The sequence below is a fragment of the Butyrivibrio sp. XPD2002 genome (genome assembly GCF_000423945.1).
In the GTDB taxonomy this organism is placed as follows: domain Bacteria; phylum Bacillota; class Clostridia; order Lachnospirales; family Lachnospiraceae; genus Butyrivibrio.
Genome location: NZ_AUIY01000004.1, coordinates 189,004 through 213,673, shown reverse-complemented (window position 1 = coordinate 213,673; position 24,670 = coordinate 189,004). Strand labels below are relative to the sequence as shown.

23 protein-coding genes are annotated in these 24,670 nt (G+C 36.7%); all 23 read right to left on the bottom strand.

Annotation, left to right across the window (positions count from 1 at the left end; all coding sequences use genetic code 11):
* Nucleotides 1–6: 6 nt before the first annotated feature.
* The gene (locus G587_RS0103890; RefSeq protein WP_026491179.1) at nucleotides 7–1,059 is read right to left on the bottom strand and encodes a lipid II:glycine glycyltransferase FemX; all 1,053 of its coding nucleotides are present in this window, start codon (nucleotides 1,057–1,059) and stop codon (nucleotides 7–9) included.
* Nucleotides 1,053–2,105: an aminotransferase class I/II-fold pyridoxal phosphate-dependent enzyme gene (locus G587_RS0103885; RefSeq protein WP_026491178.1), complete on the bottom strand. Its 1,053-nt coding sequence runs from the start codon at nucleotides 2,103–2,105 to the stop codon at nucleotides 1,053–1,055. The genes G587_RS0103890 and G587_RS0103885 overlap by 7 nt, the downstream gene beginning before the upstream one ends.
* Nucleotides 2,095–3,156 carry a sugar phosphate nucleotidyltransferase gene (locus tag G587_RS0103880; RefSeq protein ID WP_242830029.1) on the bottom strand — a complete coding sequence of 354 codons (1,062 nt, stop codon included), beginning with the start codon at nucleotides 3,154–3,156 and terminating at the stop codon, nucleotides 2,095–2,097. Before G587_RS0103880 ends, G587_RS0103885 begins: the two co-directional genes overlap by 11 nt.
* Nucleotides 3,157–3,159: 3 nt before the next feature.
* Nucleotides 3,160–3,666, bottom strand: a complete 507-nt coding sequence (locus G587_RS0103875) for a PglD-related sugar-binding protein (RefSeq protein ID WP_026491176.1) — start codon at nucleotides 3,664–3,666, stop codon at nucleotides 3,160–3,162.
* A gap of 107 nt (nucleotides 3,667–3,773) precedes the next feature.
* A complete protein-coding gene (locus tag G587_RS0103870) occupies nucleotides 3,774–4,202 on the bottom strand; it encodes a MaoC/PaaZ C-terminal domain-containing protein (protein ID WP_026491175.1) in 429 nt (142 codons plus the stop codon).
* On the bottom strand, nucleotides 4,199–5,119 hold the full coding sequence (locus tag G587_RS0103865; RefSeq protein WP_026491174.1) for a transketolase family protein: 921 nt from the start codon (nucleotides 5,117–5,119) through the stop codon (nucleotides 4,199–4,201). The genes G587_RS0103870 and G587_RS0103865 overlap by 4 nt, the downstream gene beginning before the upstream one ends.
* A 3-nt stretch (nucleotides 5,120–5,122) precedes the next feature.
* Entirely contained in the window at nucleotides 5,123–5,953 is an 831-nt protein-coding gene (locus G587_RS0103860) for a transketolase (protein ID WP_026491173.1), read from the bottom strand.
* An 80-nt stretch (nucleotides 5,954–6,033) separates the two neighbouring features.
* On the bottom strand, nucleotides 6,034–7,833 hold the full coding sequence (locus tag G587_RS0103855; RefSeq protein WP_026491172.1) for an HAD-IIIC family phosphatase: 1,800 nt from the start codon (nucleotides 7,831–7,833) through the stop codon (nucleotides 6,034–6,036).
* Nucleotides 7,834–7,881: 48 nt separating this feature from the next.
* Nucleotides 7,882–8,952 (bottom strand): acyltransferase family protein, encoded by a 1,071-nt coding sequence (locus G587_RS0103850; RefSeq protein ID WP_026491171.1) that lies wholly within the window; start codon nucleotides 8,950–8,952, stop codon nucleotides 7,882–7,884.
* 46 nt (nucleotides 8,953–8,998) lie between these two features.
* A complete protein-coding gene (locus G587_RS0103845) occupies nucleotides 8,999–9,721 on the bottom strand; it encodes an SDR family NAD(P)-dependent oxidoreductase (protein WP_026491170.1) in 723 nt (240 codons plus the stop codon).
* Nucleotides 9,721–9,966, bottom strand: coding sequence for an acyl carrier protein (locus tag G587_RS0103840; RefSeq protein ID WP_330364385.1), 246 nt, complete (start codon nucleotides 9,964–9,966; stop codon nucleotides 9,721–9,723). Before G587_RS0103840 ends, G587_RS0103845 begins: the two co-directional genes overlap by 1 nt.
* Before the next feature lie 40 nt (nucleotides 9,967–10,006).
* Nucleotides 10,007–11,551 (bottom strand): MBOAT family O-acyltransferase, encoded by a 1,545-nt coding sequence (locus G587_RS0103835; RefSeq protein WP_026491168.1) that lies wholly within the window; start codon nucleotides 11,549–11,551, stop codon nucleotides 10,007–10,009.
* Between the two features lie 19 nt (nucleotides 11,552–11,570).
* Complete coding sequence (locus G587_RS0103830) at nucleotides 11,571–13,118, bottom strand: hypothetical protein (RefSeq protein WP_026491167.1); 1,548 nt, start codon at nucleotides 13,116–13,118, stop codon at nucleotides 11,571–11,573.
* A 52-nt stretch (nucleotides 13,119–13,170) separates the two neighbouring features.
* Complete coding sequence (locus G587_RS0103825; protein WP_026491166.1) at nucleotides 13,171–14,241, bottom strand: glycosyltransferase; 1,071 nt, start codon at nucleotides 14,239–14,241, stop codon at nucleotides 13,171–13,173.
* A gap of 48 nt (nucleotides 14,242–14,289) precedes the next feature.
* Nucleotides 14,290–16,188: a hypothetical protein gene (locus tag G587_RS0103820; RefSeq protein ID WP_026491165.1), complete on the bottom strand. Its 1,899-nt coding sequence runs from the start codon at nucleotides 16,186–16,188 to the stop codon at nucleotides 14,290–14,292.
* A 2-nt stretch (nucleotides 16,189–16,190) separates the two neighbouring features.
* Nucleotides 16,191–17,255 carry a polysaccharide biosynthesis protein gene (locus G587_RS0103815; protein WP_035785633.1) on the bottom strand — a complete coding sequence of 355 codons (1,065 nt, stop codon included), beginning with the start codon at nucleotides 17,253–17,255 and terminating at the stop codon, nucleotides 16,191–16,193.
* A gap of 54 nt (nucleotides 17,256–17,309) precedes the next feature.
* Nucleotides 17,310–18,209, bottom strand: a complete 900-nt coding sequence (locus tag G587_RS21265) for a DapH/DapD/GlmU-related protein (protein WP_051200672.1) — start codon at nucleotides 18,207–18,209, stop codon at nucleotides 17,310–17,312.
* 55 nt (nucleotides 18,210–18,264) lie between these two features.
* The gene (locus G587_RS21260; protein WP_035785632.1) at nucleotides 18,265–18,792 is read right to left on the bottom strand and encodes a GNAT family N-acetyltransferase; all 528 of its coding nucleotides are present in this window, start codon (nucleotides 18,790–18,792) and stop codon (nucleotides 18,265–18,267) included.
* Entirely contained in the window at nucleotides 18,789–19,841 is a 1,053-nt protein-coding gene (locus tag G587_RS0103800) for a DegT/DnrJ/EryC1/StrS family aminotransferase (protein WP_026491163.1), read from the bottom strand. Before G587_RS0103800 ends, G587_RS21260 begins: the two co-directional genes overlap by 4 nt.
* Nucleotides 19,825–20,892, bottom strand: a complete 1,068-nt coding sequence (locus G587_RS0103795) for an acyltransferase family protein (RefSeq protein ID WP_026491162.1) — start codon at nucleotides 20,890–20,892, stop codon at nucleotides 19,825–19,827. Before G587_RS0103795 ends, G587_RS0103800 begins: the two co-directional genes overlap by 17 nt.
* A 29-nt stretch (nucleotides 20,893–20,921) precedes the next feature.
* The gene (locus tag G587_RS0103790) at nucleotides 20,922–22,010 is read right to left on the bottom strand and encodes a DegT/DnrJ/EryC1/StrS family aminotransferase (RefSeq protein WP_026491161.1); all 1,089 of its coding nucleotides are present in this window, start codon (nucleotides 22,008–22,010) and stop codon (nucleotides 20,922–20,924) included.
* A gap of 5 nt (nucleotides 22,011–22,015) precedes the next feature.
* Nucleotides 22,016–23,473, bottom strand: a complete 1,458-nt coding sequence (locus G587_RS0103785; protein WP_026491160.1) for a lipopolysaccharide biosynthesis protein — start codon at nucleotides 23,471–23,473, stop codon at nucleotides 22,016–22,018.
* 11 nt (nucleotides 23,474–23,484) lie between these two features.
* Nucleotides 23,485–24,645 (bottom strand): glycosyltransferase, encoded by a 1,161-nt coding sequence (locus G587_RS0103780; protein ID WP_026491159.1) that lies wholly within the window; start codon nucleotides 24,643–24,645, stop codon nucleotides 23,485–23,487.
* Nucleotides 24,646–24,670: the final 25 nt, after the last annotated feature.

Sequence of the window (24,670 nt, the reverse complement as noted above, 5' to 3'; positions counted from 1 at the left end):
ATTCCATTAATATCGATATTGAGTCATCCTACTATTATTTGTATTAAACGAAGGGTCCAACTCCTTTCTTACTTCCAAAAGACCATTGTACTCTTCGTTATCAAAAATCGTTCGCCCTACATAAAATGGCAATCTTCCATTTTTATTAAACTGCTTTTTGAAACCAAACAAACTGTCATCCTCCACCATCCCTCCACCGAGATGAAATTTTTTTATACCATGCTCACTTGCCCAACAGGCAGCTTCATAAAGAAGAAGATTGCTTGGTGAATACTTTCGATATTCTGTGTGTGTACCTGCCAGATGATAATGCATGTAATTATCATTGTAATACATTATTGCACCGGCAATTGGCTTATTATCCAGCATTGCATAGAAAAAGCATGCATTATCTTTTAGATTCAATTGTTCCTTGAAGTAATCCTCTGCAAAAAAATAATAGTCCTCTGCATCATCTTTTACCATTGTTTCCTCATAAATTGGAAGAAAATCCTGGTATTCTAATATACTCTTTCGTTCAACTGTCACACCATTTTTTTTAGCTTTTCTAACCATATTTCTATTTTTGCTATCCATATCTGACATTATCTGATCTGGAGAAATAGTCTCTATAAAAATTGTCTGATGAAGATATCTGGTTTCAAATACCAATGGTAATGATTCCTGATTATTTAAAAGCGGATGAAACCTAACAAATTGCGATATTATTCCATTTTCTCTTGCATACTCTTTTAGTTCATTTAAGAATCGCCTTTGAGAATCTTCTGTTAACGTCTTGTTGCATAGAGGTCCGCCATACCCATATGGAGTCTCATAATCAAAATATTTCCCAGATTCCAGCCTTCCTTCAAATTTTGTATCATCTGAAATATCCCTTTTCATCACCACATAGCAAAAGCTCTCCTCATCACTTTCATATTGAATAAGCAGCGGTTCTCCATCTCCATGGTGCTGAAAAGAAACAGCATATTCGCAAAGGTAATAAATATCCCAATTATTATATGATTTTACAATAGCATTCCATCTATCTGGTTTGGAATGTGGTATTACATTCAACATAATTCCAATTCTCCATATTGCTCTAAAACCTCAATCAAATAATACATATCGTCGTCATTGTATCTCTGATCTATTGGCAAGGAAATAAGGTGATTTGCACACTCTCTTGCAAATAGTCGATTCTCTGGCTGAAAATTGTCGCAAGGCCAATGAACAGCACAGTATATCCTATTATCCATAAGATATGCCCTCAGCTTATTTCTACTTTTCACTCTTATGGGTAGCACTAGTGGACATTCTCCATTTTCCAGAGATATCGCCGGAGTCACACTCTTCTTAAGCATTTCATAATTCTTAATACGTATTTGCCTTAATTCTTCGACATCAACACATTCTGCTATGAATGATGAAAAATCTGACATTTTATATATTTCTTTTTGTTCATCCAAAATCCGCTCACAATCTTCAAATATTCTTCTATATTGCTCATTAAAATCATAATTCTGGCGAAGGAACATGTCCTTTAGTACCATTCCATAAGTTCTACGGTTATTTGTGCTCACAGAGTATTTCAAATTCCAGAACAAATTCAATTTGTCTGTTTTTGAATACAAAAAACCGCCACCCGAAATCGGAATCCATTTCCGAATACTACATATTTGATAATCACCAATGGTAGATGAAGCAGAAAAAATACTATGAGTAGTGTCCTCAATAATTAAAAGATCATTCTCATCGGCAATGTCAGCAATCGCCTCTAAAGAATCATTAGGCTGTATATGTCCAAAGTAATGCATTAGAAAAATTGCTTTTGTTTTATTTCCAATCTTCTCTTTTAAATCATCTACATCAATAGAAAAGTCTTTGTTCACCTTATAGAAATTGACCTTGTTAAAGCAATTGATTACAGACTCGCAGATAAACTCTGGCAGCAAAATTTCCTCATCTTCCATAAGAAAAGATGCTAAATGCTTTAAAGCACTTCTTCCACTATCAAAACAAGCCATATAAGTATATGGAGATAAATATTGAAAAACATTATTTTTTTTCTTTGTCAATTTTTCCAAAGACAAGTTGAACTCACTGCCAAGCTCTCTATTCCCCATACAGTTTCACTCTCATTTTCTCAAGCTCACTCAATTGTCCCATATCCATCCAATCATTCTCAGACACTGGGAATGCTGCCACTCTCTTTCCCTTCTGACGTTCTCTTTCAACAATATCTGGAAAGCCAACAGAAACATCATCCTCAATGTCATCAATGACCTCTGGTTCAACAATGTATATTCCTGTATTAGTAAGGAATGACATTAGTGGTTTTTCCTTCATGCTTTGGATGACTCCGCCCTCTCCCATTTCCACAACCCCATAAGGAATATTAACATTTTTATATGCACAGATCATCGTAATCACATTACCATTTTCCTTATGAAATTTTAGCATTGATTCATAATTGGCAGTCAACAGCGCATCACAATTGGCAAAAAAGAATGTTGATTCCATTTTACCTCTTAGAAGACTCAGTCCACCTCCCGTTCCTAGCGGTTCACACTCATCATACCAAGATATATTATAGCTTTTCTCGGCATCAAGAAAATATGCTTTCATAAGCTCTTTCTTGTAATTTACAATGATATGAAAATCATTACATGAATATGATTGATACTCCTTCATAATCAACTCAATAATAGGTAATTCCCCCACAGGGATCAAAGGCTTGGGAAGAACTTTTGTAAATGGATCAAGGCGAGTTCCTCTTCCACCTGCATTAATAACTACAGGAGTGTTCAGAACAGCCTTTTTGTGCTCTTCATTTCCATCCCCTGTATACACATCTATTATTCGATTATTGTTATCAACTATTGGAATAGCAATCCAGTTTCGCTTATGGTAAAGATTTTTAGCTTCCTCAATGCTTGATGCAACTTTAGGCGTTTTATTTGCGGCATCAATTGCAGGCGCATCCATACTTCCGCCTGCCAAAAGAAACCTGCGGATATCTCCATCAGTAATACAAGCTGATAACACTCCTGTTTCCACTATCAGAAAAAGAATTCCGGAAGCATTAGTATTAATCTTACTCATTGCCTCAGAAATAGAAATTGATTGTTTATCTATATATCGTGTATATACCGGCAATTCACTTCCGTCCATCATATTTTATATTTTTCCTCTCTCTATAACAACCCCAGACTCAATTTTGGTGTATGATTCTACCCTATTTTCACCTTTTAATATAGCACCCGGTGCAATATGAACCCCTGCCCCCAGTATACAATCATGATCAATAATCGCATTCATGTTTACAATACATCCATCTCCTATTACTGCATTTGTTCCTATAGAAGCATTGGGCATCACAACCACACCTTTACCTATCTTTGCCGTAGGGCTTATATAAGCTGTCTTATGTACTAATGACATCACATATCCCTTTGCAAGATCAATCTCTCTTATCAGCTCACACCGAATTCTATTATCTCCTATTGCAGGATAAAACGCAGTATCATCATCTATATACTTTTCGAAATCACCAATCTTACCAACAACAGAAGGCATTATCAAGTTATCATCCATAAATTCGATTTTTTTATAAATCTGGCATTGCTCTGCCAGATCAGCAATAGTCCTACCATATCCACCTGCTCCTAAAATAATCAATCTCATATTGTTGAATCTCCTTAGCAAATTCGCATACATTATTCAAATCAACTACCAATATGAAATAGAAAAAGGTCACGCCATACTTTATAAATCGATTATTCCAACAATGCTCATCTTTGTACAATCACTTTCATTGCTGCCTTTGATACTACTTTCCCATTCTGATTCTTAATAAGTGCATCTATAATAATCAAGCTTAGATCATCCTGCTTTTCGTGTATGGTCCCCGAAACGGTAAGCACATCGCCAACAAAAACAGGCTTTCTAAAATCAATCCGATCAAAAGAATGAATCAGTGAATACTTCCCAGGCAAATACATCCCTGCAAGCGTTGAATATAAAGAAGCAGTTAACATTCCAAACGTTACATGCGACGAATATTTCCCTCCACTTATTTCACCTGCAAAACCATCATCTTTATGAAGCGGATTTTCATCTCCTGTTATGCTTCTAAAAGCATTTTCCATCTCAGCTGTAATCTCTTTTGTAAATGATTCATTTTGCCCTATTTCTAATTCCTCATAAGTATACTCTCTCATCTAAGGCTCCTTCGAATGCTAGTAACTATTGTTTCCGAATCCAATCCATTCCAATGCTTCAACCTCTCTAAGCTTCCATATCCCTTTGTAAAGCAATCCTTTAGTCCAATTTTCTCCATTTGTATATTCAATCCCTCAAAATATAGGCATTCAGCTATTGTACTGCCTAGGCCACCAATTACATTGTGTTCTTCAACAGTAAAAATGCGCCGAGCACTTCTCGCATATTTTAAGAATTGAACAGAATCAAATGGTTTGACTGAAAACACGCTTGCCACAGTGATCTCTATATTTTCAGAATGAAGAATAGCTGCAGCATCAATTACCTCCTTTAGTTCTGCCCCAGTAGTAACCACTAATGCATCAGCGCCTTCTCGTATTATATCAATTCCACCTTCCGGTATCTTGTAGTCTTCGTCAAAAAACTCGGACTCCTTGCTCATTCCCAATCGAATATATACTGGTCCAGGAGTATTATACGCCTCCTTAATAGATTCATATGCCTGTTTTGGCGTAGCAGGCGAAAAGATAGAGAGATTAGGTAAACTCCTTAAAACAGCAATATCTTCTGTTGTATGGTGAGTCGGTCCCAACGAGCTAACAGATATACCACTTCCAGATCCAATTAGCTTCACCGGAACATTCTGAAGGCAAATGTCATCACGGATAAATTCAAATGCTCTGTAAACCAAAAAGGGAGCTGCAGTATATACAAACGGTTTTTTTCCACACAAAGCCATCCCTGCTGCTGCTGCCACCATATTCTCTTCTGCTATTCCAAAATTGAAACATCTATCAGGAAAGTTCCTCTTATACAGTAAATCAAGTCCGCCCTCTCCGCTATCTGCGGTCAAGTACATAATATCGTTATGTACTTCTGAAAGCTCCATCAAACTCCCCATAAAAGAACTCTGCATTTCCTACACCTCCAATTCTTCTTCAGAAATCCCCAGTTCTTCAATGAAATATTTAAGTTCCTTTTTTGTAGGCATCTTAAAATGCCACTTGGGGCTATTCTCCATAATAGAAACACCCCTGCCCTTAATTGTTTCAGCCATGACAATAGTGGGCTTTTTACACATCTGAATTTCCCCCAATACATTTCTTAACTGCTCTACATCATGGCCATCTGTAATCAGCACATTCCACCCAAACGTCCGCCATTTATCAGCCCATTCCACATACTTCAGTGTTTCATCCACCCTGTTTGTTTTTTGTAGTTTGTTATAATCCATCACTACAATCAGATTATCCAATGAGAAACTAGAAGCTGACATTGCAGCTTCCCACATGGTCCCCTCTTGGCATTCGCCATCACCGATTAGTACAAAAGTTCTTGATCCTTTTCCATCGTTTTTTTGAGCAAGAGCCATTCCTACTGCCATGGATAGACCATGCCCCAATGACCCTGTCGATGCTTCTATCCCCAGGGCATCTCCAAGATTGGGTTCTCCTCCAATTCCGCTTTCACATTTTAAATATGATTCCATCTCGGATTTAGATATAATGCCCGCCAATTCCAAAACAGAAAACAACGCCAATCCCGAATGACCTTTGCTTAAAACAAAGCGATCTCTTTCTTCTAAATAGGGATTATTTATGTCATACTTCAGTATCCCCTTCATATATAACGTGTATAGTATTTCAATCGCGGAAAAGCACGATGCTAAATGAGCATGTCCCCCTTTATATCCAGTAATAAATACACGTTTTCTTAATTCTTTACATCTTGCTTCATCTAAATCGCTCATCTCATACACTCCTAAAATACAGCCCGCAAAGTGTATAGTCCATTGAAAGTTCTTTGTAATAAACTAATTGTGAATCATTTTCAATTTTTTAAATTCACCTTGATTACATTTTGCTTTTTTTGATATATATCATGTATTATGTATTTCCAAATAGTATTCCCCTGCACATCTTCACTTATTTTCTCGAAGCCTTGGAGAGAATAGAAATCCTTAACCATTGAATTTTTGGCTGTTGGATAATAGTAACCGAAAATAGTCCTTATTCCTAAACTTTTGGCTTTATCTACAAGTTCATCCATCATTGCATATTCCATATCTCTCTTTAGTACTCTGCAACTCATTAGCCATAATTCCATATGCAATTCATCCTTGTTCTCACCTTTGATTCGTCCTATAACAATGCTTACTACTCCATTATCTCCAAACTTATCTTCTAGTTTACCATATAGAGTAATATAATTAGAATCTTCTGCAACTTCTTCAATCTCGCTTTGACTATATCGTTTTGTTGTCAAGTTAAACTGATTACTCTTGTTTGTAAGCTGTGCTATTCTGGACATATATAGCGGATCAAAGCTATGTATTTCTCCTTTCATCTCCAATGATTTTAGATAATCTTCATAATTTGCATATTTAGACTGATATTGTTGTCTCTTTACATTTTCCTGATACATCTTGCTACGTCTCAAATCATCATTTGATAAACTTGTAGTCTCAAAAAAGCCTGATTTATCTAGAACTTGAATATAATGTTCAACACTTTCGATTTCAGGAACTGATACGAACGGCATTTCTCCATCAATTATTGCTCTCTCTGCAGGATTGTCATCCACAAACACAAAGCTTTCAGGAAGCAATGATATTTCTTGAGCTGTTTCTGCCAAATTCACACTCTTTGGATTCCAGTTTGCTTTGAAGCTCACAAAATCATCCATTTTTAAAATACTATCAGGGCGATTAAAACCACTTACCGCCATATCATTATCATTCTTTGAATTAACAGTAAGTAATATGCCCATTTGCTTATGCAGCTTGATATACTCCTGAAACTCACTATATGTTTGTGCCAAAGCTGTCTCTTGGCCAATCTCAATATTGTCAGCACCATCATCGCCGATAATCCCTCCCCAAAGGGTGTTATCGAGATCAAGATTGAATACCTTTTTATTCTTGCCATAAATGGACTTTATAATATTAGCCACATTAAAAGAAAGGTATGGTATCGCAGGTACAGAAACAGCATATTTATACATATGCCAATAATATGGGTCTGACCATCTATCCAGTCCGTATGCTGATGAAATATAATTCACATCACAAATATAAAAATTCCCATGCGATTGCGCATAATCATACAAATCACAATTAATTCTTGTTATATAGTTCACTCGTCCATGGTAATCACTTGCATCCATATTACCCATCAAACGAAAAAATGGGTATTCGAAATTATTCTGAATAATGGGACAGTTATATCTTTGGGACAGCGATGCCCATAATCCACGAAATTTGTCAACAACCTCTTTCCTTTTAAGTTCAACAGCTTCTTTATCATCTGAAAATTGAGGGAAATCAGTAATATTCCTAATACATGTACAAACATATATTAAATCTGGTGCAAAGCTTTCTAAATCAGAATTAGAAAACATTCCATCTTCAAACCATTGATTAAATTCAGACTCATAAAAAGAAGGTTTTATACCATAATTGAGTAAAAACAACTCCAATACCAACTTAATATCTTGAGTTGTCTGCCCTCCAAGAATAGCTATCTTCTTTTCAATAAATGAAGTAGTTGATTCAGATAAAAGCTGCTTCTTATATGATTTTTTCTTTTTGATTATCTCTTCCGCTTTAAACGGATACTCCAGTTCTCTCATTGCCATCTCTCTATAATAATCTTGCAAATACTATAGTCTGTGTATTCTTTACATAATTTGACGATTCTTTCGTCTTAATGCTAAATCAAAAGCATAACACATAAACGCCAAAAAAAGGGTTATAAAAACATATATTACTGCTCCCACTATTTTCCCTAATTGGCTAATTAGAGTTGTGTGGTTAATTGCCATAATCACGGGAAAGTGAATTAAAAAAATGTAACGACTCAAATCTCCGAGAAAGTTCATCAGAACTGCTATTGCAGATTTTGTATAATTCCCCCCCACAAATAGAAATAGTATACCACCAGAAAACAACATTACATTCAAGGGGAGCCTTTCCCATACTCCATTGTATGTATAATATACAGTTAATGCCATTGATAAACTGCCAATTACAATTAGCATCATTCTCATAAAGTACTCATTTGATTTATCTATTTTTTTCTCTAAGCCATTTGCCATTTCGTACAAAAAAATTCCCATGCATAAACTAGCAAATCCCCTAGCCAGGTCACTAGGCCAAATATCTCTTTCCACAAAACCTGCACGACCATAATATAACAAGAAAATGAGTAGAGACAGACATTTCGAAAAAACGTCTTTGACCCTAGAATTTAACAGTATAACCACGATCGGCAAGCACATAAACATGGCAGATAAATACCATACCTGTGCTGGGCACGCTATAGTATTCGCTGTTCCTTCCGGAGAATACACAGCTGACAGCATAAACAGATTCATTATAAATCTAAAAAATTCGTCTCCATATTTCAGATTTTTTAAGCCAACGCCAAGATTTTGAATTACTACAGCCAGGGAAACAACTATAAAATAAACAGGAAAGAATTCTCGATACTTATTTGCAACATATTTTAAACCATAATTAGCATCAAGACTTCTCTTCGAGAAATGCTTTGCTGTAAAAAAGCCGGTTAACATAAAAAAGAATTCCACATAAATAAACCCCGTACGAAACCAAAAAAAGCTATTCTCTTCACGTATCCCACGGCAATTACCACAGAAATGAAAAATCACAATTATCATCATGAATACAAATCGCCAAAATTCAATGAATGGATTTTTCTTTCTTGTATATACTAGTCTGCCCAACATCATATAGTTATTCCCCACCCAATTATGGTAATGCTTTGATTCAAATCACCTATCTTCCAAAAGTAACTGAAATATTTTGCCCATTTATAGCATTACTACCATCAGATAACAGGAACTTAATTGTAGGGATAATATCACTCACCACTAAGTTCCTACCTATAGGACTCAAATTGGCATTTTCCTCCCTATAATAGTCCAACAATCCACCAACAAATTTTGTTTCAGTAAATCCTGGTGAAATACCATTTACTGTTATGCCTTTCTCAGCATATTCTAATGCAAGAGCTTTCACCAGACCCAGCAACGCATATTTTATAGTCACATAGTCTGCAGAGTACTTAGGAGGCATCCCGTCAACTACATAAGATAGCATAACGATAATCTTTCCTGATTTCCGCTTAGTCATTTTGGGCAAAAGTGCCTGTGTAATAAGCACAAAAGATTTCAAAGAAATATCTAATCCTCTCTGAAACACCGGCCAATCCATCTTAATATACCTGTTTATCTGTATTTGCTGAGCAGGAAAATGAATTATATGATCTGGAACCATATCTAATTCTTTCAGCTTGTCTGTCAAGTTTTTTGTTTCCTGTTCAATAGAGAGGTCCGCTTGTAGCATAATCATTCTATCGCTCAGTTTGTTCTTCAGTTCCTGAAGCTTATCGTTCATATGAAAGTAATGTGCGATTATATAATCATAGCTATCACTAATACTATCAATCGTTGCCACACCAATATCAGACGAAGCACCTATAACTAAAACTGTTTTCATCATTCCCCCATCTGTAATATAATGTCAACCATCTCTCCTACATTCTTCATAGTAACCGTCTTCCCCATTGGTATCTTAAACCCAAATTCTTCTTCAATTGCCACAATCAGATTTATATGTTCAAAAGAATCCCAGTCTTCTATATCATCTGCAGTTGTAGAATCATTGACAACAATGGTGTCATCATCAAAAACCTCTCTAAATACACCATTAAGTCTCTCATATACAGCTTCTCTACTCATCATAATAGTTATTCTCCTTCCTGATACGTATACGAATCAACATCTAAAAGCCTTGATAAATAAATGTGCTCGAATTATACTCTGGTCCATACATTCCATAGATAAGAACTACTAAAAAAATGCCTATCCATATGAGCCATCTAAATCCAAAGCTCTGATTTCTAACCCAAATCCTAGCATAATCGTACCGTTCACGCAAATAATCTGCCAAGATCAAACACACGCATCCAAAAATAATCAGATTTATATCTTTCCAGCTCACGCCTAAATTCAAAACTGTTCCATCAAATAACGTCCACGGATTAAGCTGCGACAAACTTGAACCCAATACCCTGTAATGAGCCAATGCAATTTGTAGACTTGATGATGTAAAAAAAACAGCTCCTAAAGCATATACCGCATAGGTTCTGCCGCTTTGATAAAAATGCCATCCAAAACTCTCGGTCTTGATTCTTAATACGCAAGTTATTTTTTTTGTTATAGGTTCAAACAGCTCGCTTATGACTAGTGCCAACCAAAACCATAAACTCACTCCAAAAATATGATGAACCGATCCATGCCAAACTCCCATTACAAACCAGAGTATAGCCATCGAAAGACTCCATGGAATAAATTTCCCCCATCTCTTTCCATATTTTTTCTTGCACTTTTTTCCAAAATTAACCATCCATCTGCTTTTCATAACTGGATAGTATACATAATCCCTCGCCCAGGATCCCAACGTTATATGCCACCTCTGCCAAAACTCTTGCGAATTTCTTGAAAAAAAGGGGTTTCTGAAATTCTCAGAAAGATGAATATCGAATAGTTCTGAAGTCCCAAGTACCACATCCATACATCCGGAGAAGTCAGTATATATCTCCAAAGGATATAGAAACACCGCAATCCATGGCCATACCCCACCATATGTTGTTGTGTCGTTCCATATTGAATTAACTATTATCGCTACTCTGTCCGAAATTACAAGCTTCTTAAAAAAACCCCACAGTATTCTTTGTGCCCCAATACAAATGTTTTGATAGGAAAACTTATGATAATCATAAAGCACCAACAAATCATTGTATCGGCTTACTGGTCCTACAGTAAGTTGCGGAAAAAAACAAAGAAATAAAAAAAGCTTTATTGGGTTTTTCTGTGCATCCGCATTCCCCCATAATACATCTAATATATATCCTATAATTTGCGCAGTATAATATCCCATTCCAAGGGCACTAACCACTGGAAGGGCTCTCAATACTGGAACTCCCGGAATAACCTTGTTAATTAGAATGGATCCCAAAATCCAAAATGCACTTCCTTTAAGGAGAAACCACATCAATATGTTTATCAATACAGAAACAATCGCGACAATCGAAACCGTCTTTGCATAGATTTCAGCATCCTTATGACGATATATATAAATTGTTGATGTATAAGCTATTATTGTAGATGCAATCAGGAAAACAATAGTGTACGGAGTCGCTGCACTCACATAAAAAATCAGGCTAAGAAGAAGCAAAATAATCCACTGCACTTTTTTAGGTACAGCATAATAAATCAAAACTCCGATTGCGAGGAAAAACAAATAATAAAAAGATACTACAGTCATTAAATAATCACCTTCCGACTCATCTACAACCAGCAATGTGCTCTATAGCTAGATCCCCATCTGCATTCTCAATAATAATATCATCCACCAATCTTCTATACTGATTATTGATTACAAGGATTCTTAAAGCATTATTGCATGATGAAAACACTCCTACCCCATTTATGTCGATTCCAAATTCATCATCTGTATCGATGATGCTAAAATCTATTGGACATCTATCATTTCCAGTTGTTCCTTTATTATCATTAGTCTTTCGATAGTCAAATCTCACCTTACCATCTCTTATTGTAAGAACATTGGTTCCCATATTCAGAATAATGCCATTTGTATCCAGAAAACTTTCAAAATCCTCATTATCTACATCCCAATCAAGACTCTTGTCTTGGATTAGCACCAACGAAAAGCCTTTCATATTGGCTATGCGTAGCCAATCCCGAAAATCAGACTCCAAAACAAGCTCCTTCTCTGATTCCTTTGCTTCGTCTAGAGAGTCCTTTAATGCATTTATTGCACTTTGTCTTTGAGCACTGATAATTGAATACTCACTATAATCATCATTCCATTTCTCGGCACTTTCTGCACTTTGCTCAGAAAAAGAATAGTTAGATGACAGATAATTAAATATATATGCCGAAACAGCCTTTGCTCCAAGATAATTAGTATGATTTACATCACAAAAATGGGTGTTAAAATCAATTCCTATTTCTTCACAATGATCGTTTAAGTTTTGAAATGTATAACCTCTTTCAGAAATGATCTTCTCTGCAGCATCAAAGACATCATAATCTTCTTTGCTCAGTATATACGGAGTGCAAATAAACAATGCATTTAAATGATTATTATCACAATAATCCAGCACTTCTTTTAAGACCTTCATTTGTAATTCCGACATTCCCTTGCCTTCTGGTGTCAACATAATGGTATTATAAGCATTTATCTCGCACACATCATCAGCACCTTTTGTTATATCTCTTATCTCACTACGCTTCAATGGCGCCCATTGTGTATTGACTCCCAGATTTTTATCCTGAGTATGAAATCTCATTATATCCAAGAAAAAAGATGGTATTTCATTCAAGTCGTAGTCTCTTCTAAAAAAATAATCACATATGCCTCTTATCCTAATGGGATCATATATGTCGTAACAATCTGCCCATCCTCGAATAGCCTTTTCTTCTACACCTTTTACAACTAATGGCAAGGTTCTCAAATCTATAACAAATAACTCAGGACTATTGTACTTTCTAATCACGTCCATATACCGAGGAAACAAATCAAACTTTGCCGCATTAGCTGCATAATTGTAAGATGTAATTCCATATTCCTTCCATCCTTCTAATGGTTGTATTGCACATCGTACATTGCTCCCACCAACAAATACGACATTTACATGGTCTTCGTTTTCAAAACCAATTAGTGCGTCTCTATGTGCATAGTTATAACGAAAAATGTAACTAACTTCATTTACACAAAAAACAACTATACATAAAAAAAGGAAAAATGAAAGAATCACTTTTGGCTTTGCCAGTATCTTTTCCTTATCCTTAGAAAACGGTCCTGCCATTGGTCTAACTCCTTAATGCACTATCCAGTCAGTGCCCTTACTATTCTATTTTTTAATTGTCTTCAAAGACCCAAATCTGTTGAAACTTATAACTAGCAAAATACAGCAGGAGATCAACAAAAGCTTTCGCCACGTTGCTGTGCATCCCTAATGTGCTTAATCCCCACGTGCCAAATGCACTAGCTAGCATAATCCCCCCACACAATAAAGTATATCTAAAGAAACTACCTTTATTTCTATTACTATCAAACACATATTTTTGATTTAACGAATAATTTACTATTCCACTAATAACTCGAGCAATTGCGGTTGAGGCAAAAATATAACCCGCCGCTTTGGTATCACCATTTGTAAAAAGAATAATGTCCAAAAAGAAAAATAAGCCCTGGTCAAGAAACATGCACATCAGACTATTTCTTGCAAACAGTAAAAAATTCCCAATAAGTATCCTGTAAATCCTAAAACTATCTGTGACAGGATTAAAATGAGAGCCTTTGTTGTTATTCTCATAAATTGTATCGATTGGAACTCCGACAAAAGGGATTCTTTTTTGCGCACATCTTATTAGCACATTCATTTCATATTCGTAACGCTCCCCTTGCGTTTCTATCATAAAAGGTAGAAGCCTTTTGCTAAATCCCCTAAGACCAGTCTGTGTATCAGGAAGATATCTGCCATAAAGCACAAAAAAAATAGCGGAAGTAATCCGGTTTCCAGCTCTACTTTTAAATGGTATATCTGGCAAATGGAAATTTCGTGTTCCAAGATAAAGAGCGTTATCGGCCCCACCTCTCATCTTTAAGACAACTTTTTCCAAGTCTGACGACGTATGCTGTCCATCGCTGTCAGCCGTTATTATATACTTTGCATCCCGCAAGTATTTTTCTATCTGCTTGAATCCAGTTTTCAGTGCAGCGCCTTTTCCAAGATTTCTTTCATGTCGAACCAGCATTACCCTCTCATCCAGTGCATCAAAAATATGCTGAAAAGACGGCGCACTCCCATCATCTATAACAATTATTCTTTTAAAGTTAAGTTTTATCAATGTATCTACATAATATATGAGTTTTTCATCCGGATTCAAAGACGGAATAACAACTACAACATCTTTGTTAACAACCATTTTGTCTCCCAACTTATAAATTTTTACTGCTCTCTCTGGAAATCTAAATCATTTTTCAGCACGTACATAAACGGGTTCTAACAATCTTCTCTCTCTATTAACTCTATATATCGAATGAGGCAAAACATTATCTATGTTCATAAAGATAGATATAAATGTCTCTTGAAAATAACTATCCACTTTTGAAATTGCCACATAATCATACATGTCCTCTTCAAATAGTTCATTACTCCATCGCTCTAAAGACATCTCTTTTACATAAATATCATTAGGATCGTCCTCTTTAACAAAACTCCAATTATAGTCATCTCCCACTATTGACTGTAAACAAATACTTGGTCTCGACATGAATTTTATAACCAGATAATCCCAGCCTCTATCACGCTGAGATACCAAATAAACATTAGCTCCATCATTGCAATTCTCAACTATTTCTTGAGCAAATAAATCCGCATCTTTCCGAGCCTCATGTTGTGTTCTTGGGTAGGCACGTGTTATATAGCTAAAAATATTGTTAATAGGGGCTATTATCAACAATACGCCTAATGTAATTACTGCAATTCTCGAGCTAGGTATTGAAGAATCCGTCAAATAAAAGAGAACTAATTCGACCAAAAGAACATTAACCAACGTATTTACATATCTCGTATATGATGCCAATGATACTGCTTCTGTATAAACGAACTTGTCCATATATACGCCACCAAGTCCAAAAAGAAACGTAACTAGCATTGCACAATAGAATATTAGATTCGCAAGTAAATATCCCTGTTTCCCCCTTCTCTTCATTTTCATATACCATAACAAAAATGTTAGTAACATAACTGCAAACAAAACAAAGAAACTAATATCAACCTTTAAAAAAGAATTACCAATAAATGCTGTTTTATCAAACAGCGCCCTACGATAATTTGACACACATTGTATCTTGTATTCCTCAAGATCTCCATATTCCCCCAAAAGAGCCAAAACATAATTATACCAATTTACTGAATTAGGCTTGGCATCTACTGCATGGTTTATTCTTATCACTTCATTCCAGCTGATCTTAGCTACAACAGTACCTATTAAAGGAATTATCCCACACCTGCTTTTCTCTTTGACTGAACAATACAGTAGAAATGCCGCACCAAATGCAGCAAACAAAAGACCAAGATCTTTAGTTATCGCTATTCCTGGTATCAGCGCGCAAAGAATAATGTTGCTGCACCTGAACTCTTTCCTTTTAGCTATCAGAAAAAACATCACTCCTGCAGCAACTGACATAAAGGGATCTATCATCGTACTTGCAAATACCCGCTGAAATAGGATGGTTGGAAGAATTATAATGATACCAACCCAAATCATATAATTTGTCCATTTTGCTTTCTTCGATATAATCCCCATTACCGGAAGAAAGAGTGAGAATGTGAACATATGGTAAATATAGATGTTGATCCACTCACAGAATTCCGTTCCAAAAACACTCATCTGTAGCACCTGAATCACATACTGTATTAAAGCCATAAAAGGAGGATATGTCCCAAAAGTCGAATGGCCAATAGGATTTGCATAAAAGTCATCTATACAAATCATAGTTTTTACGCAATCTTGCCAGTGTCCGATATCATCATACCCACTTGCCAGCTGACCATAATCACCCCATAAAGCTAAAGTTCCAACTATAAGGAAAGTCACAAACGTGTATTCATAAAACCCATTTTTGAGCAAAGAAAAGTCTCTTCTTTTATACAAAAAAACCGTACCAACAATATAGGCGCCTGCTGCAAAAAAACACACAGCATATGCGCCTATATGCAGAATATTTAGCAATCCAAATATATATGCAATAAGTGGTATGATACAAAATGTAAATGGTGTTATCTCACCAAATTTACACCTAAAAACTGATACTGCCAGGTAATCTCCTGACAGTATTAAAAAGCAAAAAATAATCAGAGGAGCCATTGTCATCTCTCTTTCATGGTTTGAAGCTGCTCATTAACATATTCCGTAGTCATTATCTTTTTTACAGTACCATCAACATCTAATCTATTTGTATTATGGCTAGTATATGCCTCATCCGCTTCAATCAAAGAACCATAAGTTGCCAGATACTTATCATAGTTTAATCCTCTTTCATCTGGTGTAACACGGAAGTAATCACCCATGTCCTCTGCCTTAACACGCTCTTCCTTTGTTAACAGTGTCTCGTAAAGTTTCTCCCCATGTCTAGCGCCAATAATCTTTGTGCCAGTATCTCCAAATAGCTGCTGAACCGCTTTTCCCAGCGTACCAATCGTACTAGCATCAGATTTTTGAACAAAAAGATCCCCAGGCTTTGCATGTTCAAAAGCAAACATCACAAGATCTACTGCCTCGTCTAGATTCATAAGGAATCTGGTCATATTCGGATCTGTAATTGTTATCGGATTACCGGCCTTTATCTGTTCAATGAACAATGGAATAATAGATCCACGAGAACACATAACATTTCCATATCGTGTGCAAGATATTACAGTACCTCCTTTTTCAGCCGCCCTTAAGGCATTTGCCCTAATAACCTTCTCCATCATAGCCTTGGAGATTCCCATAGCATTAATTGGATACGCAGCCTTATCTGTTGAAAGGCAAACCACGTTCTTAACTTTCGCCTGTATTGCAGCATTAAGCATATTCTCAGTTCCTAGCACATTTGTCTTTACAGCTTCAACAGGAAAAAACTCACAAGACGGAACCTGCTTAAGCGCTGCCGCATGAAAAATAAAGTCTACTCCATCCACAGCATCCCTAATAGAGTTGAAATCTCTCACATCCCCAATAAAAAATCTTACTTTCTCTGAATAATCTGGATACTTTGCCTGAAGTTCATGCCTCAGATCATCCTGTTTCTTTTCATCACGTGAAAAGATTCGTATTTGTTCTATATCTGAAGATAAGAAACGTTTCAAAACTGTTGTTCCGAATGAACCAGTACCCCCTGTTATCATAAGTGTTTTTCCCTTGAAAAACTCTGGCGAATTGTACTTTGGCATTAAAATAATCCTCCTACTATGTTCATACAATGTATACTTTCAACAGAAGTATTATTACTTCCTGTGTTCTTTTGCAGGACTACCATATACTACAGTAAACTCTGCAACATCTCTTGTTACTACACTTCCTAATCCAACCTTTGCTCCTTTTCCAATAATCACCCTATTAAGGACAGAAGAATTTGGTCCAATCCATGCTCCATCTTCTATCCTTGAAGATCCGCACAGTATCACATGGGCTGTAATAACAGCTGCTTTACCTATATATAAATTATGTGCTATATGCACTAAATTATCTATCTTTGAACCTTCTCCTACGTAGGTTTCCCCTCCAAATAAGCTATTACATACGCATGTATTATCTCCCACATAGACATTAGAACAAATATGACAACGTCCAACATGAGTAATATGCATTGGTAATAAGTCGCTATCCGTGATTAGTTGGAATCCTTCTGAACCAATTGTTGTATTGCAACCTATTATAACATTATTGTCAATCACGCTGCCTGACCGTATAACTGTATTGTGTCCAATCCTTACATTTTCACCTATAATAACTCCCTTCTCAATGACTACCGAATTAGCTATTTCACAGTTGTTTCCGATTATTGGACTAAAATCATACTTTTCATATAATTCACCCGATTCACAGAGTGCTTCGTGAATACGATAAAAGCACACCTCAGGTTTTTCCGATACGATGAATGAAACATCTCTTCTTCCTACTACAGATGAATATGTTACAAAAAACCTTTCGTCTGCAACTAAAGCTACAATTGCTTTATTCTCTATGACATTATCTATATATGCCTCAGATGTAACATATGAAAGAATGGATAAGTATTCTGTATCACGATTGCATAACCCCAATCCATCTATCTCAACATCTTTGCCCTCGTACCTAAGATTAAGTTTCTGTGCAAGTGTAGACAACTTTATTGATTTACTCATAACATCCTCCGTGTAAACGATAATTACACAGAATGATGCAAAATCTAATCAGTATCTAAAAGTTCCTGGACAACTCTATAACCATCGGTCTTTTTAATATAACCATGTTATTGGGATCGTAAAGCATTACTTTATGCTTAAATAATTGATCAACAACAAACGTTTCACTTGAAAAAACCTCAATCCAGCTTGTTTGCTTGTAAAAACTGACTAATTCTTCTTTGCACAGCAGAATCCCTGGGCGTTCAAATTCCTTAATAAGGCTATTCATAAAAGACATGAGTACTGTTCCCGCCCCTAGATGTGTAAATTCTTTTCTCACACACACGTTCCCTATGCCTAACATTCTGTGTAGGTATTTATTAATGCTTACATTAACGTTAATAGCATTCAAATAGGCGACAAGTACCCCCCCCTTAAAAATCAAGAGATGGCTGTCGTCTGGCAGGATATTATTATCCAACCACACTTTTTGCTCTTCATATGAATAACCCCAGTGTTGCTGCTTGAGAGAAATTATCATGTCACTTTCTTCATTCAAAAGCTCTGAGGTCTTTTTAAAAATAATCCTATAATCAATCATTCCATCCACCATCCACATGGCAAAGCTACAAATCTTCTATAAAATTCTTCAACACCTGGTAGTCTTTCATTATGATTCCCGAACACACTATATATATCATTCCTAATGTGAACCCCAGATGCAAAATATCCCATTTCTCTAAATCTTTTAATCGTTCCGATTTTATCATCGGCCAGTAACCCATACACCCAGTAATTCGGATTGCACTGCTCACGATATATAGGAATTAAATCCTTATGTTCTTCGTGCAGTATTCGCCAATTTTCAGCCTGACTACGGTGCTTTTCTAATAAGTCTTCAATTGCGTCCATCTGCCTTATCCCAATATAGCCGTTTACATTGCTCATAGTAGCACTATAACCCACAAGACTAATATCGCATTCTTGACTGATTTCACCAAGTTCATCTCTAAAAATTTTTCTGTCAATTCCACAATCACGAATGAGCAGGCTTTTCTCATACAAATCTTTGTCCTTGAAAATAACAACTCCGCCATCAATGCAATTGCAAAAACGTACTGCTGTCAAAGAAAAAATTGTTAAATCTGTACCACAGTTGCCTATTTTCATTCCGTGATATTCTGAGCCAAAACATTCTATGCCATCATCAATTACAGGAATCCCATGGCGGGCACCTATCTCATTGATTTCATCTATATATCCTGGATACCCACAGAAATGGTTATGAATGATGGCTTTAGTATTTTCAGTAATTTTTTTTTCAGCAGATACCGGATCTAGAGTCCCTGTCTTAGGATCCACGTCGGCCCAATGGATATTGAGGCCATAAGAAAGATACGGTTGTGTGGAAGCCAGGCAGGCCATTGGTGACACAATAACACTATCTCCAATTTTGATATCCATAGCAGTTAATGCAACAGATATCGCCAAATGAAAGCTAGTAGTAACCATAAGATATGGTACGCCAAAGAAATCTCTTAGTTTCTTTTCAAATTCTTTTGTATAATCACCGTACGCCAAAGCCCCTGAATGAATGATGCTATCCAAGTCTGGAAGCTCTGGCATATAAGGTTTATACAGTGGAATCATGTTTCATTCCTCCGTGGAGCTTTTCTAGAATCCTGATATAAATCTTATTAAAAATGTATGTTGCAATAATTGATGCTATAAGAGTCACTGGAAGACTTATAATCCACTGCTGCATTAGCCTCATAACAATCTTAAGAATTAACCAATGGAACAAATAAAGCACATAAGAATTGTCCCCCATAATGACAAAAAGTCGAATGATTTTTCCTACTTCTTGCTCACTTCTTTCAGAATCTCGTATATATATCAGGCCTACAAGACCTGTAATCATCATAGAAATATACAAATAGATATTGCCTGTGAACAAATTGTTAAGGTAGTTCTTCGACGAAGATAAAAGCAAATAACCTTGCCAAATTGATACATCGTTGTTTATTGCAATTACACAAACACATGCAACAATCCCAACCAATCCTATCGCACTCATAATTCCAATACTTTTGTTTAGCTTTTCGTTCTTGCATTCAATAGCTAATAAAGATCCACATGCAAATGCATCAAAATGTGCTACCGGACAAAGCGAGACCATATATATATCGCATCCCAAGTAGATGCTTAGTGTTCTATACAATACCCCAATAAAGAGCATCATATACATACTGTTTTTAAAATGTTTCTGATCAAGATAACGGAGTAACAAAAGCCACACCAAACCACTCCACACCTCAATCGATAGTGTCCATGTATGGGCTGTCATTGGCTGCATCGGCGATGAGTACCTTGTTATCATCCATTGAAAGTTCTGGCAAGACAACAAATGTGTTACAAAATCAAACGGGATAACCTTCGTCAGCAGTGCATATAAAGCAGCCACAATCAACACCACTATATACGGAGGGTACAGCCTTATTATCCTATGAGCAAACTGCTTTTTTACATCCAACGTGCCAGTTCCCCAATACTTTTTTACAAGAAAAAAAGCACTAATAACAAAGAAGGCCTCTACCCCCCCCCACCCAAAACTGACAAATGGGGCACCGCAATGGAAGGCAAGAATCAGTAGAAATAGCACTCCTCTTAGCACCTGAATTCTCGGATAATACTTATTCATTATTCAATACCTTTCTGCGGTCGATTTTATTACCAACCTCTTTTTATTGCTTCAACAATCCTCTCTCTCGACTCCTCATCTACCCACCAGCCACACGGTATATGAACAAAACTCTTATACCATTCATCCATGCCAGGTAGTTCACATTTTGATTCCTTAAAGAGGCTATGTGTGTCACTTCTATGATGTAACGGAGATGCCGTGACATCAGCCTCTTCCATCATCTTGCAGAAATCGTCTCTATTTTCAACCTTTAATGTATACAGCCAATAAGAAGGTTCTGTGCTTTTATAATACGGAACTAACGTCACACCGGGAATACCCTTTAATGACTCATCATAATACTTTCCATTACTAATGTATTTATCAATAACTTCTTGTGCATGTCTAAGCTGAACCTGACCAATTACTCCCGTTATATTATTGATGCCATACTTGTAGCCAGCTCTTGTAATATCGTTCTGAAGTCTCGGCACTTTCTTGTCAAGTCCAAACCACCTCAGCTTGCGTGCAGGCTCAACCTCATCCGGATTCTTAAATGCAATTGCTCCTCCATCAATAGTAGTCATCTGCTTTATTGCCTGAAATGAGAAGCATGTGTACTGCGAATTTGACCCGATTACTTTTCCTTTGTACTTCCCCCCCATACAATGCGCAGAATCTTCTATAATAGGGACGCCTGTTTCTTCAGACAGCTTATTAAATTCGTCCATATCACAGACCATACCCGCATAATGGACAAGCATAATCGCCTTAGTCCGTTCTGTTATCTTTTCCCTTACAGATCTTGGATCAAGTAATCCTGTGGCTGGGTCAACATCTGCCCACACAACCTTAGCGCCTGTAAAAGCAATTGTGGTATTTGTTGGCTCAGCAGTCATAGGCGTACTAATAACTTCATCTCCGGGTCCAACATTAAGCGATAGCATAGCTAAGTGAAGTGCGGCGGTCCCAGATTGTACGACTAAAGTGTTGGGGTTTCCAATAAATTTTTTAAATTGTTCTTCAAACCCCCAAGCTTCTTCTCCTTCAGCTATGTATCCACTATATAGCACCCTCTCAATTTCGGGCATTAGTTCTTCACGTGGCGATAAATATGGCTTCACAAGCGGTAACATATTCTTTACTCCTTCTTTGTTCTTTTCGCAATAAGTCCCTTTAAATATCTAAACTCCTCTATTTTGAGAATAATTGAAAGGCAAATATAAATCACACTTCCCAAGCATACCTGAATCATTATACACAAAATCGAGTTTGTGACAATTCTAGGTATAAAATACAAGGGTATACACATCACAACGCCTATCATTCCCGGTATAAATATATCTATAAACTGACTTTTTAAGGAGTACCCAATAAACCTAGACACATATACGCCATATATGAGAACTGCTATTATCTGACCAATCAGCATGCTCATAGCAATAGCCTTAACACTATTAATGACAAAAACTGCGCCTGCAAGTAGTATCAGGCCACAAATCTTACTTATTATTTCGATTCTCAGGTATACATCTGATTTTCCAATTGCTTTTATGGCCTGAGCCGAGCAAGTCTGAGTTGGCTGCAACCACCACATAATGCTCATTATCTGTATGTATGGGATGCACGGCATCCATTTGCCCCCCAGAAGCACGTTAACCAGTGGCTCGGCTACTATAGCCAATCCAAACAAAAATGGGGTCATTAGATATGCACTGGTTTTCGCAGCCCTCCTGGTCATTTCACAAAGCCTTATACTATCATCCTGCTGTTTAGATAAGGCAGGAAAAAGGACCCTATTAATCGTTGAGTCAATATTAGCAGCTATGAGCCTGGGGAATGAGTATCCTCTGTCATAAAAGCCAAGATCCTCAGCGCTATATCTTTTGCCAATAATCAAAGATCTAAGCTCTGCGTATCCTGTGAACATTAACCCCGTTGCTAACAGCTTCCATCCGTACCTGATTAGTGGCACTAATCGGTCTATTGAAAAAACAAATTGCGGCCTCCATTTCACAACTACCATAAGTATTATTGTGTTGAATAATACATTCAGCAGACTCTGGGCAACCAGTGCCCAAATCCCATATCCCAAATAAGCTAATACCACCCCAAATATTCCAGACAATAACGCTCCGCCCGAATTGGAAAGGAACGATTTTTTAAATACCATATGACTGGATACATACGCCATTTGTACACTGTTATATGCAGAAAGAGGAATTCTCAATGCAAGTACCCGGAGAATTGTTCCCAACTCTGGATTATTATAAAATTCTCCCACAGCTGGCGAGCCGATAAATAATCCAACAAAGAATACAAAAGATATACCCGTTATAAACCAGAACATCGTACTGTAATCAATTTCATCTGCATCCTTCTTCTGAATTAACGCATAGCTAAACGAAGAAGTAACAAATACATTCGCCAAATTAACAAAAACATTCACTAGAGCTATTGTTCCATAATAACTTGGCTCTAGAAGGCGTGCCAAAACAATAGAAACAATAAAATTCACAATCTGAGCGGATATGTTCTCTAAATATACCCACATCAGCCCGGAAAAAACCTTGGTCGCGCCTTGCCTATTATCTACCATGCCGTCACCTTTTATGAATTTGATTTATTGCTAACAAAATGATAGCTTGTTATTCTCGAGCTTAATTCTTCAGTAATCTGTTGAGCCTCTGCAAGGGTCTTAACCCCTTCATACTCCTTATAATTTGAGTTGCCTTTTGGATTAGCCAGATATACCTTCCTATCATAATATCGTTTTATTATTCCCCTTGCTAGAAGAAATAATCTTCGGGGTTTCTTAAGACAAAATCTTAGCATTCGGCAAGTAGCATCTTTATGGTGCAATAAAAACACCCCATATACCCTATCAAATCCAAATCTCTTTATCAAATCCTTCCTTCCCATTGCATTCAGCGCCTCCAACATGGATTGCGCTAAAATTGTCTCTGCCGAGAAAATGGGCGGTAAATCATCATTCCATCTCTCCAGGATGTCTTTTGGTAGCCAAGGCTTATCCTTTAATTCACCATAATGCTGGCCTCTGTTCCCTTCGCCTCTGGCACTACCTTTCCCATATCCAGATATGATTGCATAATCAAAAAACATCGCTGGCTTTTGAGTTTCCAAGCATACCGGCACGGAGTTTGCTGCATCCGGAGATGGTCCAGGAAAATAGGTTCCTGTTTTTTTGTAAATGCGATCAAGACATTCCCTACCAACAAGTCCATGATATAATCTTGGCATTTCTGGTGAAGGGGCAGATCCCACCTTAAGAGCTTGCGCTAATATTTCTTCAATATTCAGTAGCTTAACAGTACCTGTAGCTTTTTTTAGAAAAAAAAGATTCGCCTCTCGTTTCTTTGCCTCAAAAGTCATATCAGGCCAATTAAACCCTGGAAAAATAAACGAACAAGAATCAATTTTATTAGCCTCACAAAACTCAGCAACCTTCAATATCCTTGAGCTAACAGTATCATCATCTCCAATCATACAAACATATTTTCCGGACGAATGACTTACTGCCAAATCGCTATTTTCCATAACACTTATATGTTTTGGTTCGTGAAAATAGTGAAAACGAGGATCCGAAATACTACTAATATGCTGTAATACTTCACTGTTATCTTCTGTATTATCCTGAATTACAAACTCAATATCGTTTTCTCTTATGCTTAAAAGAGTGTCAATGCAATCAATTAAATATTTGTATCTTTTATATGTTGGAACAACTACGCTGACAAGTGGTGCACACATAAATTATATTCTCTCTTTCATGTAT